We start from the raw sequence: 16,069 nt of genomic DNA on the forward strand, positions 1-16,069 counted from the left end.
AGAAATGAATTATGATAACGAAAATATTAACAATCTGGTAATTACTTTTTACAGTGTCTTTACAAATGTTAAGCAATTACCAGATTTAAACAAGATTTATGATTTATTAGTTCCTGAAGCGATAATCATCAACCATACAAATAGCAGCCCTATAGTTTACAATATAAAGAGCTTTATTGAACCAAGAGAGAGAATTCTAAAAGATGGTACTTTAATTGATTTTCTAGAAAAAGAAACTTCTTCAGAAACCAACGTTTTTGGAAGAATTGCTCACAGAACGAGCTATTATAGAAAATCAGGAAAGTCTAATGGTAAATATTTTGAAACAAAGGGGCTTAAGATTTTTCAGCTTGTAAAAATTAACAACGGTTGGAAGATTGCTTCGGTAATTTGGAGTGATGAGGTTGCTAATGTTTAATTAATGAACCCAAATGGAGGTTACAGAAGGAAAAAAACTAAATAAACATCAAAGATATGAGGTTAATGATCTTATTATTATTCATTACAATTACATCCTGCAAAAACGGTCGAATGAATACTAAAGAAAAACTATTGAAAACAGTTCCAATTACTACATCTTCTCAAAATGCAAAAGAGCATTTTATAAAAGCGCGCACCTTAGTTCAAAATGGACTAAACAACAGTCCTGAAGTGCATTATAAGGGAGCGATTGAGCATGATAGCTCTTTTGTAAGAATGTATAATTATATTTCGATGTATGCATTAAATGATTCAGTAAAGAGATCGAATCATGAACTTGCTAAGAAATATAAACATCTGGTTTCCAAAGAAGAACAAATGCTGGTGGAGGCTACAGAATATCGATTAAACCATCCAGATGACCTAAAAGAAAAAAGGTTATTCGAATTGGCGGCATTATGTTCTGATGATAAATATCTCCATCATACTATTTGCTTTTTACTTTTTAGAAAAAATCCAGCTCTGGCTATCAAAGCAGGAGAAAAATCTGTAGAACTAGATAAAAACTATGGATCTGGCTATAATATTTTGGGGTATGCATTCATAAATAATAAACAATTTAATAAGGCGGAGGAAGCTTTTAATAACTTCATAAGATGTGAACCTAAAAATGGAAATCCATACGATTCTAAAGCAGATTTAATGCTTCAGCTCGGAAAGTATAAAGAAGCATTAGAATTAAAGCAAAAAGCTTATGAGCTTGATAAATCTTTCGATTGGATACCAGAAGAAATCATTGAGATTAAGGCCAAAATTGATTCCTCAAAAAATAACTAGAATAAACAGAGTTATAACACTATTTTATCAATTAATTGTTGCTTAGCTTTTTCATCATCGCCATATAACCATTGTAAAACATTATCTTCCCACATCGCATCCTTTTCGGTTTCTGTAATGATCGCTCTGTCTATTGCGAGGTCTAAAATCTTTCCGGGATAGGAAGATTGTGTTGTACTTTCCATTTCCCCTAATGGATAAGGGTCATCTAAACCTATAAGAACTTGTTTTGAAGTTTGATTTTCAATGAGTAATTTCAAAGAGCCCGTATCATGTACAAGAGTATCAAAGAAAATATTCTTATGCCCAACTGCCTTACGCGGATGCACTTTTTCTTCAAATAAATCTCGTCGTCCATCGAAACCTTGAATACGTCGCCCTAAATTAATTTGTGCTAATTGTCCACCATGAGCAAAGCAAATGCGCATGTTAGGATATTTTTCATAATATCCATTTAAAGTCAAGAAATGATAGGCATCTGCACACTGAGCAAGCATCCAGATTAAATGAAAACGCCAAGAAGTATTTTCTAATTTAATGAATTTTTCACCATCATAGGGGTGAATTTCAACGGCTAAATTATATTTATTTGCTAATTCAAATATGGGTTCGTTTTCTTCATCAAAAATGCATCGCCAGGTGCCAATGGTATCCATATAGTGTGTTGGCAAACATAGCAATCGCATTCCTAATACTTCTACACAACGTTCTATTTCCCAACAGGCACCTCTTACAAATCCTGGATGTACCACGAAACCGCAAGTAAATTTACCTGGATTTTCATGCTGAATACGCGCATTGAAATCATTCTGAAACCTCAATGCTTGTTTCATTTCCTCTAAACGAAGCCCATTTCCATAAAGCTGTGAAAGATTTAGAACTACCGCATGATCTATATCAAAACGATCCATCCATTCTAACTTTTCATTTAAAAAGAAACTAGAATCTGTTACTGGACGGCTCCAATCTTTTTGTAACATAAATTTTCGATCTTTATCTACCCAAAAGATGCCTTTATCTTTCATAAACTGAGGAATTTCCTCAGGATAGGGTAGTAAATGCGAATGACCATTAATTCTTAACTTTCTTTTGCTCATATTAATTTCCCACGAAAGTGAGCATTTTTTTAAATGTTATATTCTATTTAGATTCCGTTTCGAGCACGGAATTATAATTGCTCTTTTTTTAAACAAATCATTGTGGCTTGCATAGTTGCAAAAACCAAGTTTTCATCTCCATCTGTAACTTTAGCTTCGCAGAAAGTTAATGTTTTACCACTTTTAACAACTTTACCAATTGCTACAATTTTACTTGCTTTTGCAGCTCTAATGAAATTGGTTTTGAATTCAACGCTTAATACATCAGATCCATCTGGCATCATTGAGTGTGCAGCATAACCACAGGCCACATCTGCCAAGCTGGTTAATACACCAGCATGAAAATAGCCATGTTGCTGTGTGAGTTTTTCATTAAAGTCACATTCTATTTTTACCAACCCTTCTTTAATGGAAATCAATTTAGCGCCTAAGGTTTTCATAAAACCTTGTCTATAGAAACTGTCCTTAGAAGCTTCAATCATGCTCTAATTGTACTTTTTTTGGCGGTTCCATAACTGCATTACAGTTGGGGCAGGATCGTTTCTCTAAATCATTATAATATTGATCGAAGATTTTAGGCATATCAGTTTCTATATTATCTAGTGTAAAATCTTCTTCATATAATTTCGTGGTGCAGTTTTCACAAAACCAGAGTAGAGCATCTTGTACCCCTTTTTCTCTTGGATATTCAATTACTAACCCTACGGTATTGGCTCCACGTTGAGGTGAATGTGGTACTTTTGGTGGTAACAGAAATATTTCGCCTTCACGAATATGGATGTCTTTTGGAGTGCCTTTATCAATAACTTTCAAGACAATATCGCCTTCAACTTGATAGAAAAACTCTGGTGTTTCATTATAATGATAATCTTTTCTACTATTTGGCCCTCCAACTACCATTACGATAAAATCGCCATTTTTCCATACTACCTTATTACCAACAGGAGGTTTTAATAAATGTCTGTTTTCTTCAATCCATTCTTTAAAATTTATTGGAGATACTAAACTGCTCATATTTTTTAAGATTTAAGATGTTAGCTATTAGACAATTGATAAAAGACAAATTTCAAAGGTTTTTTTGTCTCATTTCTTTGTTCTCTTGTCTAAGTTACAAAGATTTTGTTCTACCACCATCAACGGGAACATTAATTCCATTGATATAACTTGCCGCCTCACTTGCTAAAAATGCTACAGCATTTGCAATTTCACCAGGCTGAGCAAACCGTTTCGCAGGAATTCCGTTTTTCATTGCTCTTGAAATCTCATCTGTAGATTTTCCTGTTTTAGCTGCTTTGTTTTTTATAATCTCGCTTAAACGTTCGGTGGAAGTAGCGCCTGGTAATACATTATTCACCGTGATTCCAAACTCACCAAGTTCATTCGCCAGTGTTTTACTCCAATTAGCTACGGCTCCACGAATTGTATTACTAACTCCGAGACCATCTAGGGGTTGTTTAACCGAGGTAGAAATAATATTGATGATGCGCCCATAATCTGCTTCTTTCATACCTGGAACAACTGTTTGAGTAAGAATATGATTACATTTTAGATGCTGCGTGAATGCTTTTTCAAATGAATCAACGGCTGCAGAAAAAACCGGCCCACCAGCTGGTCCGCCTGTATTATTAATTAAAATATGATATGTACCAACACGTTTAAGGTCTTCAGCTACTTTTTTCCCAACTTCTTCAGGATTAGTAAAATCAGCCACAATATAATTATGATCTTGATATTTGTTTGGTAACTCAGAAACTACTTCTTTTAGTTTTTCTTCGTTGCGGGCAATGAGTGTAACGTTCGCTCCGAGATCGGCTAAAGCAATAGCTGAAGCTTTACCAATTCCTTGCGTGCTACCGCACACCAAAGCATTTTTTTTAGTTAGATTTAGGTTCATTTATTCATATATTTTTTTAGCTCTAGGGCTCATTTTATCCATTAATTTTGTTGGATCTTTTACAGGTTCAAATCCAAATTGACGATATAATCCATGCGCATCTCTGGTTGCAAGCATCCATTTATCCACATTTTTTAAAGAGTCAAAATTTAATATTTTTTCCATTAATAACTTCCCAAGGCCTCTGCCTTGAAATGACTCGATTACAAATACATCTAATAAATAAGCAAAGAAAACTTTATCAGTCATTACTCTACTATAGGCTATTTGTTGATCTTTATAAAATAACCCGAAGTTGATAGAGTTTTCCATTGCTAATTTTTGCTCATCAAAAGTGCGTGTTACTCCCCAATATGAATTCTTTACAAAATCAAAGATCTTTTTTAAATCCATGTCTTCATAATTAGAAGAGAAAAATATGTCTTTTTGTATTTCTATCAAGATATTTAATACTTTATACACACATTTTTAGGTTCTGTAAAAAAGCGCAATGCCTCAAAACCACCTTCACGACCAACGCCAGAATCTTTAACACCACCAAATGGCGTACGCAAGTCACGCATGAGCCAAGTGTTTACCCAAACAATCCCTGCATGTAATTCTTTTGTCATTCGCATGGTACGTTTTAAATCGCTTGTCCATAAAGTAGCTGAAAGCCCATAATTTACTTTATTGGCCATACCTAGTACTTCCTCCTCTTTTTTAAATGGCATAATGGTAACCACCGGACCAAAAACTTCCTCTTGATTGATGCGGCATTCGTCGGTTTTAACTTCAATTATGGTCGGTTCCATATAATATCCATTTTCATAACCATCTATAGTTAATTGACTTCCTCCATATAATACCTTGCCACCTTCTTCTTTAGCAATATCTACATAGTTCAATACCTTTTCTAAATGTTGTTTAGATACTAATGCGCCGAACTTTGTATCTGGGCTCGCCGGATGGCCAACTTTATTTTTAGATACAACTTCTACAAAGTCCTTTTTAAATTGTTCATAAATAGATTCTTCAACGAAAATTCTACTTCCGCATAGACAGATTTGGCCTTGATTTCCAAAAGAAGATCTTATGGTAGTAGTCAGCATATCTTGATAATCGCAATCAGCAAATATGATATTTGGATTTTTCCCGCCCAACTCTAAAGACAATTTTTTGAACATAGGCACTGCTACTTTTGCTATATGGGCACCTGTGGTAGTACCACCGGTAAATGAAATGGCTTTAATATCTGGATGTTCTACAATGGCTTGCCCTGCAGTAGTTCCAAATCCATGTACAATATTTAGAACACCATTTGGTAAACCAGCTTCGGTACATATCTCACCTAATAAGTAAGCTGTCATAGGTGTTACTTCACTAGGCTTTGCAACCACACAATTACCAGCTGCTATAGCTGGTGCTATCTTCCATGTAAAGAGATAGAGTGGGAGATTCCAAGGTGAAATACAACCAACGACTCCAATAGGTTGCCTAAGTGTATAATTCATGGCATCGTGACCAACACTTTCATGACTTTCACTAGCAAATTGTGTTATAGCATTGGCAAAAAATCGAAAGTTACTCGATGCTCTTGGTATGTCAACAGCCTTTGCTAACCAGATAGGCTTACCATTGTCTTTACTTTCGGCTTCTGCAAGCCTATCGAGATTTTGTTCGATAAGCTCTGAAATTTTGAGCATAATTCTACTTCGCTTTTCAAAAGAAGTGTTTGACCATGACTCAAAAGCCATTTTAGCAGCGATGTATGCTACTTCTACATCATCTTTGGATGAATTAGGTATTTGCCCATAGATTTCTCCATCGGCCGGGCAATAATTGTCTATCCACTCATTAGCGATGGGAGGGGCAAATTGACCGTTTATATAGTTTTGGATCTTCATACTTTTTTATAAGCCATTACTTTAATTTCCACTACCAAATCTGGGTGCGGTAATTGGTGTACTGCAACAGTTGTTCGTGTTGGCCCGGTTTCTTTGTCAAAAAATTCCGCATATGCTTTGTTATATCCGGCAAAGTCGTTCATGTTTACTAAAAACGAAGTAACGTCTACAACATCTTTAAGCGAAGCACCTTCTTTAGCTAAATTCCTTTCAATATTTCGTAATACTTCACGCGTTTGCACCTCAATATTTAATCGTTTGGTGCCCATTTCATCAATAATATCTACTCCTGCAATACTATTGTCTGGTTTTCGTGAACTTGTACCTGAAACAAATATAAAATCTCCAACTCGTTTGGTGTGTGGGTAGGCTCCTCTAGGTGTTACTTTTTCACTCATAATTTTATTTTAAACCTGCAATCTTATCCTCTTCTAAAAGTTCGTTCGTCTCTTCTTGCACTTTTTTTAATAATTCACTTAAATCGTCATTAATATTAATTTCGTTGTCAGCTATCATATTTAAGATAGCTTTATCTTGTGCTCTCCCTTTGATCATTGCTTGATAATAAGGCAATTCTTCATTAAAGGTTACCATAGAATATTTTGAAAAATAGTCATCAGGAAAATGCTCTTCAAATGCCATTTCTAATTTACGTTTTTCTTTAAATAAAGGATTCGCTACATGATCTCGCATTTCAAAATAATTGTCAATAGCGAGATCTGCAATAGCATCGGTATCTACTTTGCGTTGCTTTTCAAAAATTTTAAATACAGTTTCCCAATCGCCCTCATGTTTGTCAAGAATGGTATCAAAAACAGTTACGTCCTCAAAGGAGGCGTTCATTCCTTGACCATAAAATGGAACTATGGCATGCGCGGCATCACCCATTAATAAAGTTTGATTTTTATAATACCAAGGAGAACATTTTACGGTACCTAGAGCACCTGTTGGATTATTAAAGAATTCTGAGGCAATATCCGGTATTAATGCCACAGCATCTGGAAATTGTGTTTCAAAGAACTCTTTCACTCTTTCTGGAGTTCTTAAATTATTAAAATTGTACTCGCCTTCATCATAACTTAAAAACAGTGTAACGGTAAAACTACCATCAAGGTTTGCTAAAGCTATCAGCATATAATCACCTCTTGGCCAAATATGTAAGTGATCTTTGCTAATTAAATGTCTGCCTTCTTTGGAAGCAGGAATTTCCAATTCTTTATAACCATGAGTCAAGAAATTCTGAGAAAAACTGAATAAGAATTTACGTTCTAAATAATAACTCTTTCGAAGTGCCGAACCTGCACCATCTGTTCCAAAAATTACATCGGCAGTAACATTAAATTGCTCTTTTTTTGTATGGTCAAAAAAAGTGGCTGTGTTTGAATCTAGATCTACATTTTTACATTCTGAATTAAAATGAATGGTTAAGTTATCAAATCGATCAGCTTCAGTAAGTAGTAATCCATTAAGATCTCCTCTAGAAATTGAATTAATATGTTCTCCGCTTCTACCAGAATAGTTTGAAGGGAAGGTATTCCCTTCGATATCATGTATCAAGCGCCCAACCATGGGTATACAAATATCACGGGCTTGGTCTTCAACGCCTGCTAGTCGTAACGCTTTGAACCCTCTATCAGATAAAGCTAAATTAATAGACCTGCCAGCTGATATATCGGTGATTCGTAAGTCTGGCCTACTTTCATAGACGTTTACACTATAACCGCGTTGAGCTAACCGTAATGCGAGGAGAGAACCACATAATCCGGCTCCTATAATTAAGATATTTTCTTTTTTAGAAGTCATTATTAAGACCTTTGTTTTTTCATTTCTTTAGCTATCGAAGCTGCTCCGGGGTTATTGCTTTTTTCTAGCTCTGAAATGATATTTTTATAATTTTTATCAGTATGTGTTTGCGATAGTTTATATGCGGCCTGAATATCGCTTATTTCAATTTCAAAACCAACAATTCCTCTAATTTGATTCATTGTCCTTTTAGAAAGGTTTTCAATTTTTATTGGATTTTCAGATAATTGTTCATACTTATCCATAAGATGTTTTAATGAATCATATAGAGCTTCACCTTCAATAATTTTAATCTTTCCATACACATGAACGGCTACATAATTCCATGTTGGAACTTCTTCAAAATCATACCAAGAGGAAGATATATAACTATGCGGGCCATTAAATATGCATAAAACTTCAGTATTTTCATTAAAATGCTTCCAATGTGGGTTACCCTTCGAAACATGTCCTTGTAGAATATCTTTTCCCGAAGTATTGGTAGAAAGTTCTAAAGGGATATGTGTTGCCAATGGTTTACCATCATTGTGACTAATAAGAATTCCAAAACTATTATGCTGAATAAATTCTTTTATGTCAGACAAATTTTCGTTGTGATAATGTTTTGGGATATACATTATAGCATAGACTTTAATATCTCCACCATTTTATAAACATCTGTAAACGAATTATATAGTGGAACTGGAGCACAACGAATAACATCTGGTTCTCGCCAGTCTGTAATTACATGCGCTTCCATTAGCTTATTATGTAAGGTTTTATCGGCATTCTGCACCTGAATAGAGAGTTGACAACCACGTTCTTCAGGATTCGATGGTGTAATAATTTTTATACTTGCCGTATCAACTTGATTTATTAAAAATTCAAAATATCCTGTTAGTAACAATGATTTTTTACGAAGTGCTTCCATACCCACCTTATTAAATAAGTCTAAAGAAGCTCTTATAGCAGCCATAGATAAAATTGGAGGATTGCTTAATTGCCATCCTTCAGCTCCGGGCATCACATCAAAAGGTTGGCGCATATTAAAACGTGTTTCCTTATTGTGATTCCACCATCCTGAAAAACGAGGCAGATCTTTAGTATGCGCATGTTTTTCATGCACAAACAATCCTGCCAAGCTACCAGGGCCAGAATTTAGGTATTTATAAGTACACCAAGCGGCAAAGTCAACATTAGAATCATGTAAATTTGGTTGAATATTCCCGGCGCCATGAGCGAGGTCAATACCCACCATACAATTTTTCGAGTGGCCTATCTCAGCAATTCGATTAAGATCGAAATATTGCCCTGTATAATAATTGACACCGCCAATAAGTAACAAAGCAATTTCATCGCCTTGTTGCTCTAAAATTTCTTCTAAGTCTTCAATATGTAACAACTCTTCACCGGCTCGTGGCTTCCATTCAATCAGTCCATCATTGGGATCAAATCCATGATATTGCAATTGAGACTCCACCGCATAACGATCAGAAGGAAAAGCATCACTCTCAATAACGATCTTGTACTTTGTTGGTGTTGGTTGATAAAAAGAGACCATTAAGAGGTGCAGGTTTGTGGTTAGGGTATTCATAATAACCACTTCAATAGGTTTAGCTCCTACTATCTTAGCCATGCTATTGGTAAGAAACTCATGATAGGGCATCCAGGGATTCTTTGCTTCAAAATGCCCTTCAACACCAAATTTTGCCCAATCATCTAATTCTTGTTGAATATAGGCTTGTGTTGTTTTAGGTTGAAGTCCGAGTGAATTTCCTGTAAAATAAAGCCAATCTTCACCATTAGCATCTTTTGGTATGTGAAATTGATCACGATACTCTTTTAGTGGGTCTTGAGCATCTAATTCTTCTGCAAAGGCAAGGCCGGTTTCAAACACGGTAGAAATTTGTGTCATAAAAGTTTTACTAGATTCACAAATTTAGGAATTATAGACATGATATTTATAAATATTTTGATGATGTTTGTATTAAGAATGATAAAACAACCATTTAAAGAATGAAGAAGGTATTATTACTTGGCTTTATTTTAGTATCAATACTATCCCAAGCTCAAAAAATAAAAATATTTGAGGGTGACCTAACGGTCCTTAACGGCATTAGTAATTATAATATAGTATTTGATTATTCGAACTTAGAAATACCAGGTTATGACTCAGAGAATGCTTTTTTAGAAGATAAAATGAAGAAAAGAGAAGCTAAAGAGCCTGGATTAGGGAAGCGTTTTAAAGAAAGCTGGTTTAAAGACCGTAAAGATTTATATGAACCTTATTTTGTAGATCATTTTAATGGTTACTTTATTATGAAGCGTAAGATTAAAGTATATAAAAATAATACAAGTGCTAAGTATACTATGAAGGTTCATAGCAAGATGATTTACCCAGGATATAATATTGGAGTGTGGTGGGAAGAGTCAAAGCTACATGCTATTATTGAAATTTATGAAACGAAAAACCCCGAAAACGTAATATTTTCAACACAACTAATCAAAGTATATCAAGGGAAAAGTGATTTTAACGGAGGTGTGCGTATCGCGAATAGCTATGGAGTTTTGGCGAAAGCTTTTGCGAAATTCTTAAAAAAGAAAACTTTAAAAAAGAAGTAACTTACGCTAGAATAAAATTATTAAGAAAATAATTCATTTAAACAAACTCATAAATTTTATATTTATATTTGAATTAAACTATTAATCTAAAAATCAATATATGAAAAGAGCGTCATTAGTATTTATTCTTATATTATCGGTAACATTAGGATATTCTCAAAAAATAAAGATTGTTGAAGGGGATTTTGATTTTATTAAGGATCAAAAAGAGATCAATGTAGAATTTGTATACGACAATATGAAATTGATGAAGGAAAAGATGTCGAATGATGAATATGTAGAAAAACGTTTTAATGATCTGGAGAAAAAATCTAGGGGTAAAGGAGAAGCTTGGAAGAAAAAATGGAATTCGAGTAAGGAATTTATATGGCATCCAAAATTTTTAGAATTAGTTAATAAATATATAGCAAAAAAAGGAGAGATTTATTTTGCCGAAAACTTGAAAGATGCTAAGTACACGCTTATAGTTGAAACAGTATGGCTTTACCCAGGATGGGATGCGGGCATTATGAAGCAACCAGCTAAAGTAACGACAAATCTTAAATTTGTAGAAACGGCGAATAGAGACAATGTGTTAGTTGAAATAACTAGTAAAAATGCACCAGGAGATCAATGGGGTAATAATTATAGCAATGAAAGTCGCTTAGGTGAAGGGTATGCAAAAACCGGAAAAACGCTAGCCAAAATTATCTTAAAAAAGGCATTTTAATTCTAAATCTAATAAACTTAGGAAAAGCTGTTAATTATTTATTTAGCAGCTTTTTTTTGTTGTTCAATTTCAAGATCGATTAAATGCGCCATGGAAGCAATGGCTCTATGGTGTTTTCTAACAAATGGATTGTTATCATCCCAAACATATCCGGCCAATACAGCACAAATTTTCTCTTTAATTTCGGGATTCTCTGGTTGGTGAAAGAATAATTTATGAAGATTACCAGTGTACCATTCTTTCACATAAGAGCCAAAAACACATACTCCTTTTTTGATATGCTTGGTGTAATCGGTTTCCCAGTCAATAGCTTCTCCATTTAGTTGTCTAGCAGCAAGCTTAGCCGCTAATAAACCAGATTCAGTGGCAAAGGCAACGCCCGATGAAAAAACTGGATCTAAAAACTCTGAACTATTTCCAGTTAAAGCATAGCCCGGACCATAGAGTTGTTTAACAGATTTAGAAAAGTTTTTGATTTTAATAGGTTCAAAGAGAGGCTCTGTATTTTTAAAACGTTCATAATAATAATCAGAAAGTTTTAAAAGTTCAGAAAAAACCTTTGTAGTATCTCCTTCAAAAGATTCAATGAAATCTGTTGGACCTACAAAGCCTAAACTAGTCTTACCATTTGAGAAAGGAATAACCCATAACCAGACTTTGGTTTTAACAATATCGAAAGTAATAATGGTTCCTTCTTTTCCTTGAGGTCTGTTGCTATCTTCTACGTGTGTGAATATTGACGAATGCTTCGGCAATTCAGAGGGTTTATCTAACCCAAGTAGTCTGGGTAAAACACGCCCATAACCGCTAGAATCAATAATGAACTTGGCATCTAAAACTTCTTCCTTGCCTGCCTTATTCTTTACCGTTGTTTTTGACGTTGTGCCTTCAAAAGTGACATCTATAACTTCCCACTCAAAAGCAATATTGACGCCTCTTCGTTCAATCTCATCAGCTAATGTTTTATCAAAATCTGCTCTAGGAACCTGCCAAGTCCAATTCCAGCCTTCAGTAAACTTTTTATCAAATTCGAAATTACAGACCTGGTCCTTTCTTAGGAATCGTGCGCCGTGCTTTTTCTCAAAACCCTGTTTATTTAAACAATCAACAAGATCAACCTCCTGGAAATGTTCCATGGATTTAGGTAATAAACTTTCGCCGATAACAAAACGAGGAAATTTAGATTTTTCAACAACTTGAACAGAAAATCCTTGTTTATGTAAATAAGCAGCAGCAACACAACCAGAGGGTCCAGCGCCAATTACTAAAACATCGATATTTTTCCTAGTCATAATTTGTTGCGAAAGTTAAGGCAAAAAACGTTAAATTTGCGGGCTCAAAATAACTAAAATCAAATTATTTATTAAAACTTTAGGCTATAAAAGTGATAAAAAAATGCTCAAACTGAACGGAGAGTTAAATTTGCAAGATTTTTATGAGGTAATTTTTAAAAAGAATCAAGTAACTCTAGATGATGATTTACTCAAGAGAGTTGAAAATAGCTTCGATTTTTTAAAGGGTTTCTCTGAAAATAAAATTATATACGGGGTTAATACAGGTTTTGGGCCAATGGCTCAATACAAAATTAAAGATGATGATCGAATTAAATTACAATATAATTTAATAAGAAGTCATGCCTCAGGCTCTGGTAATCCTTTGCCTCCAGCTTATGTGAAATCTGCAATGTTAGCTCGATTAAATACTTTAAGTTTAGGGAATTCAGGTGTACATAGGTCGGTAATTGAGCTTATGACAACACTTATAAACAAAGATATTTTTCCATTGATTTACGAGCATGGTGGCGTTGGTGCTAGTGGCGATTTAGTTCAATTGGCGCACTTGGCTTTGGTTCTAATTGGTGAAGGTGAGGTGTTTTATAAAGGAGAAAGACGAGCTACAAAAGACGTGTTTGAGCTTGAAGGCTTAAAGCCAATAAGTGTTGAATTGAGAGAGGGACTGGCATTGATGAACGGAACGTCTGTAATGACAGGAATTGGTATTGTTAATGCAATATACACAAGACGTTTATTGAACTGGGTTATAAGTTGCTCTGCAGCAATAAATGAAATCGTTCAAGCTTATGATGATCATTTATCTTATGAATTGAATCATGCTAAAAGGCACATTGGCCAGCAACAAATAGCGAAGCAAATGAGGGAACATCTTAACGATAGTACGCTCGTTCGCTCTAGAGAGCAATACCTATATAACGGTAATGCTAATAGCCCTGTATTTAAAGAAAAAGTTCAAGAATATTATTCGTTAAGATGTGTTCCTCAAATCTTAGGACCGGTTCTTGACACCTTAAATACTATTGATAGAATCTTAATAGAAGAAGTAAATTCTGCGAATGATAATCCTATTGTAAATGTTGATAAACAACATGTGTATCACGGTGGTAATTTTCATGGAGATTACGTATCTTTAGAAATGGATAAATTAAAGATTGTTGTTACTAAGATGTCTATGTTAGCTGAACGTCAATTGAATTATTTATTGAATTCAAAGCTTAATGATATTTTACCTCCATTTGTAAATTTAGGCACATTAGGACTTAATTTTGGAATGCAGGGGGTTCAGTTTACAGCAACTTCTACAACAGCTGAAAATCAGACCTTATCTAATCCTATGTATGTGCATAGTATACCAAATAATAATGATAATCAAGATATTGTAAGCATGGGAACGAATGCGGCATTGCTTACAAAAAAAGTTATCGAAAATTCGTACGAGGTAGTTGCTATAGAAATGATTACGGTAATTCAGGCTATCGAATATTTAGGATTTCAAGACAAGGTATCTTCAAAGACCAAAACTATGTTTGATGCTATTAGAAATATAGTACCTGCGTTTAAGGAAGATGTAGTGATGTATCCATATGTAAATGCGGTTAAATCGTATTTAATGAGTACCGAGTCTAATTAAACTCCTTATATATTATGAAAAAGATATTGTTATTTCTGGTAACTATTATGCTATTGCAACCTTTGATGTCACAAAATATTGCTTTAGTAAGACAAGATAAAAAGTTTGGGTATATCAAAGACGATGGATCTTGGCATATCAAACCTGTTTATGAGAAAGCGTCAAACTTTTCTGATGGAATGGCAGCTTTTTTTGATGGCAATAAATGGGGATTTATTGATGCCACAGGTCAAATTGTAATTTCACCTCAATATGATAGAGCTAAGAGATTTGACAGCGGTATCGCCGTAGTTTTAATTGATAAGAGATGGTTCTATATCAATAAAAAAGGAGAAGAGATTAAAATGCCTGATAGCCAAAGGGTTTTTGATTTTCATGATGGATTAGCTTATCTTAGAGTGAATGACCTTATTGGTTTAATTAATGCCAAAGGTGAAATAGTTTTAGAACCTACTTACATCAAAATTTTAAAATTTAGAAATGGCTATGCTAAGGTTAAAAAGGATGAATCTTGGGGATTAATAGATACAAATGGTAAGTTGATTATTGATCCTGTATATACCGAATTGGGTGATTTGTCTCAAGGTGTCATTAGAGCAAAAAAAGGGGAAACACATGGGCTAATTATCAATGGAGAATTTAAACCAGTCGAGAGCGCAATGCGAATTTGGGATTTTCGAGATGGACAAGAATTAACATACGCCAATGATGAAAGTAAAAAAGCAGGGTTTATCAATAGAAAAGGTGAGTGGGTAATTCAACCTAAATACAAAAAAGCAAGAGCTTTTTCGCAAGGTTTAGCGCCGGTTTCTACCAATGGAAAATCTTGGGGTTATATAAATACTCAAGGAGATATGGTGATCCCAGAACAATATAAAGATGCAGAATTATTTAGTGCAGATGGCTTAGCGCCGGTTAGAGTTTCTAAATATTGGGGTTTTATCAATACTAAAGGTGAACAGGTTATAGAAGACAAGTATAAAATTACAGCTGGGGACTTTGGTTCGCTGTTTAAAAAAAATAATCAAAAAGGATTTATTAATGGATTAGCCAGAGTGAGCCTTGATAAAAAATGGGGCTTTATAGATACTAAAGGGAATCTATTAGGAAATACATGGTTCCAGAATGCAGAGCCATTTGTAAATATAAAATAAGTACTGAATGAAGTGTGCGTTAGTAACCGGTGGCTCAAGAGGGATTGGTAGAGCGGTTTGTGTAAAGTTAGCAGAAGACTCAGATTATCATATTTTAATCAATTATAATTCTAATAAGGCGGCGGCAGAAGAAACATTAAAGCTGGTTGATGAAAAAGGAGGGAGTGCTGAAATTATTCAGTTCAATGTGGTAAATGCTAACAGTGTTAGAGCGGCTTTGGATAAATGGATGAAGGCAAACGAAAATGCCTTAATTGAGGTAATAGTTAATAATGCCGGTATTACTAAAGACGGCTTATTTATGTGGATGCCGGCTGAAGATTGGCATAATGTAATAAACACCAGTTTAAATGGTTTTTTCAATGTAACGAACCATTTAATTCAAAAAATGCTTAGTAATAGGTACGGTAGAATTATAAATATGGTCTCAGTTTCTGGAGTAAAAGGAACTCCGGGACAAACAAACTATTCTGCAGCCAAAGGAGCCATTGTTGCTGCAACAAAAGCATTGGCACAAGAAGTAGCAAAGCGAAAGATTACAGTAAATGCCGTTGCACCTGGTTTTATAAAAACTGATATGACGAATGACCTTGATGAAAAGGAATTGAAGAAAATGATACCTGTTAATAGATTTGGTGATGCAGATGAAGTGGCCGATCTTGTTTCGTTTTTAGCTTCTAAGAAGGCTTCGTACATAACAGGTGAAGTAATTAATATAAATGGAGGTATTTACTCATAGATCA

At 34.5% G+C, this 16,069-nt stretch carries 18 protein-coding genes; 7 read left to right on the forward strand and 11 right to left on the reverse strand.

The annotated features are described in order from the left end of the window. Positions 1 to 4: 4 nt before the first annotated feature. Together AC1EUU_RS02025 and AC1EUU_RS02030 are read left to right on the forward strand one after the other, a co-directional pair. Positions 5 to 418, forward strand: coding sequence for a hypothetical protein (locus AC1EUU_RS02025; RefSeq protein ID WP_480199710.1), 414 nt, complete (start codon positions 5 to 7; stop codon positions 416 to 418). Between the two features lie 113 nt (positions 419 to 531). Beyond that, entirely contained in the window at positions 532 to 1,257 is a 726-nt protein-coding gene (locus AC1EUU_RS02030; protein WP_480199711.1) for a tetratricopeptide repeat protein, read from the forward strand. 11 nt (positions 1,258 to 1,268) lie between these two features. On the opposite strand, the gene AC1EUU_RS02035 is transcribed toward AC1EUU_RS02030, so the two are convergent. The 10 genes from AC1EUU_RS02035 to kynU all read right to left on the reverse strand — a co-directional run bounded on the left by AC1EUU_RS02035 (position 1,269) and on the right by kynU (position 9,831). Next, a complete protein-coding gene (locus tag AC1EUU_RS02035; protein ID WP_480199712.1) occupies positions 1,269 to 2,354 on the reverse strand; it encodes an amidohydrolase family protein in 1,086 nt (361 codons plus the stop codon). A gap of 71 nt (positions 2,355 to 2,425) precedes the next feature. Then, positions 2,426 to 2,836 (reverse strand): PaaI family thioesterase, encoded by a 411-nt coding sequence (locus tag AC1EUU_RS02040; protein WP_480199713.1) that lies wholly within the window; start codon positions 2,834 to 2,836, stop codon positions 2,426 to 2,428. Further along, the gene (locus tag AC1EUU_RS02045) at positions 2,829 to 3,368 is read right to left on the reverse strand and encodes a 3-hydroxyanthranilate 3,4-dioxygenase (RefSeq protein WP_480199714.1); all 540 of its coding nucleotides are present in this window, start codon (positions 3,366 to 3,368) and stop codon (positions 2,829 to 2,831) included. The genes AC1EUU_RS02040 and AC1EUU_RS02045 overlap by 8 nt, the downstream gene beginning before the upstream one ends. Positions 3,369 to 3,462: 94 nt before the next feature. Further along, on the reverse strand, positions 3,463 to 4,248 hold the full coding sequence (locus AC1EUU_RS02050; RefSeq protein ID WP_480199715.1) for an SDR family oxidoreductase: 786 nt from the start codon (positions 4,246 to 4,248) through the stop codon (positions 3,463 to 3,465). Then, the gene (locus AC1EUU_RS02055) at positions 4,249 to 4,641 is read right to left on the reverse strand and encodes a GNAT family N-acetyltransferase (RefSeq protein ID WP_480199716.1); all 393 of its coding nucleotides are present in this window, start codon (positions 4,639 to 4,641) and stop codon (positions 4,249 to 4,251) included. Positions 4,642 to 4,694: 53 nt separating this feature from the next. Beyond that, the gene (locus AC1EUU_RS02060; protein WP_480199717.1) at positions 4,695 to 6,134 is read right to left on the reverse strand and encodes an aldehyde dehydrogenase; all 1,440 of its coding nucleotides are present in this window, start codon (positions 6,132 to 6,134) and stop codon (positions 4,695 to 4,697) included. Then, positions 6,131 to 6,532, reverse strand: a complete 402-nt coding sequence (locus AC1EUU_RS02065; RefSeq protein ID WP_480199718.1) for a RidA family protein — start codon at positions 6,530 to 6,532, stop codon at positions 6,131 to 6,133. Before AC1EUU_RS02065 ends, AC1EUU_RS02060 begins: the two co-directional genes overlap by 4 nt. A gap of 4 nt (positions 6,533 to 6,536) precedes the next feature. Further along, positions 6,537 to 7,937, reverse strand: coding sequence for an FAD-dependent oxidoreductase (locus AC1EUU_RS02070; protein WP_480199719.1), 1,401 nt, complete (start codon positions 7,935 to 7,937; stop codon positions 6,537 to 6,539). A gap of 2 nt (positions 7,938 to 7,939) precedes the next feature. Beyond that, positions 7,940 to 8,554, reverse strand: a complete 615-nt coding sequence (locus tag AC1EUU_RS02075) for an FMN-binding negative transcriptional regulator (protein WP_480199720.1) — start codon at positions 8,552 to 8,554, stop codon at positions 7,940 to 7,942. After that, positions 8,554 to 9,831: a kynureninase gene (gene kynU, locus AC1EUU_RS02080; protein WP_480199721.1), complete on the reverse strand. Its 1,278-nt coding sequence runs from the start codon at positions 9,829 to 9,831 to the stop codon at positions 8,554 to 8,556. The genes AC1EUU_RS02075 and kynU overlap by 1 nt, the downstream gene beginning before the upstream one ends. A gap of 101 nt (positions 9,832 to 9,932) precedes the next feature. Between kynU and AC1EUU_RS02085 the strand changes: the two genes are divergently transcribed. Together AC1EUU_RS02085 and AC1EUU_RS02090 are read left to right on the forward strand one after the other, a co-directional pair. Next, positions 9,933 to 10,538 carry a hypothetical protein gene (locus AC1EUU_RS02085; RefSeq protein WP_480199722.1) on the forward strand — a complete coding sequence of 202 codons (606 nt, stop codon included), beginning with the start codon at positions 9,933 to 9,935 and terminating at the stop codon, positions 10,536 to 10,538. A gap of 100 nt (positions 10,539 to 10,638) precedes the next feature. Then, positions 10,639 to 11,247 (forward strand): hypothetical protein, encoded by a 609-nt coding sequence (locus AC1EUU_RS02090; RefSeq protein ID WP_480199723.1) that lies wholly within the window; start codon positions 10,639 to 10,641, stop codon positions 11,245 to 11,247. A gap of 38 nt (positions 11,248 to 11,285) precedes the next feature. On the opposite strand, the gene AC1EUU_RS02095 is transcribed toward AC1EUU_RS02090, so the two are convergent. Further along, positions 11,286 to 12,539, reverse strand: a complete 1,254-nt coding sequence (locus AC1EUU_RS02095) for an NAD(P)/FAD-dependent oxidoreductase (RefSeq protein ID WP_480199724.1) — start codon at positions 12,537 to 12,539, stop codon at positions 11,286 to 11,288. Positions 12,540 to 12,642: 103 nt separating this feature from the next. Between AC1EUU_RS02095 and flxA the strand changes: the two genes are divergently transcribed. From flxA to flxB, 3 genes are read left to right on the forward strand one after another with little or no spacing between them, the layout of a single operon-like run. Then, a complete protein-coding gene (gene flxA / locus AC1EUU_RS02100; RefSeq protein ID WP_480199725.1) occupies positions 12,643 to 14,172 on the forward strand; it encodes a flexirubin biosynthesis tyrosine ammonia-lyase FlxA in 1,530 nt (509 codons plus the stop codon). Positions 14,173 to 14,186: 14 nt separating this feature from the next. Continuing rightward, entirely contained in the window at positions 14,187 to 15,326 is a 1,140-nt protein-coding gene (locus tag AC1EUU_RS02105) for a WG repeat-containing protein (RefSeq protein ID WP_480199726.1), read from the forward strand. A 7-nt stretch (positions 15,327 to 15,333) separates the two neighbouring features. Beyond that, the gene (flxB, locus tag AC1EUU_RS02110) at positions 15,334 to 16,065 is read left to right on the forward strand and encodes a flexirubin biosynthesis SDR family reductase FlxB (RefSeq protein WP_480199727.1); all 732 of its coding nucleotides are present in this window, start codon (positions 15,334 to 15,336) and stop codon (positions 16,063 to 16,065) included. The last annotated feature ends 4 nt before the right edge of the window (positions 16,066 to 16,069 follow it).

This window comes from Maritimimonas sp. 2205BS37-2, assembly GCF_056591755.1.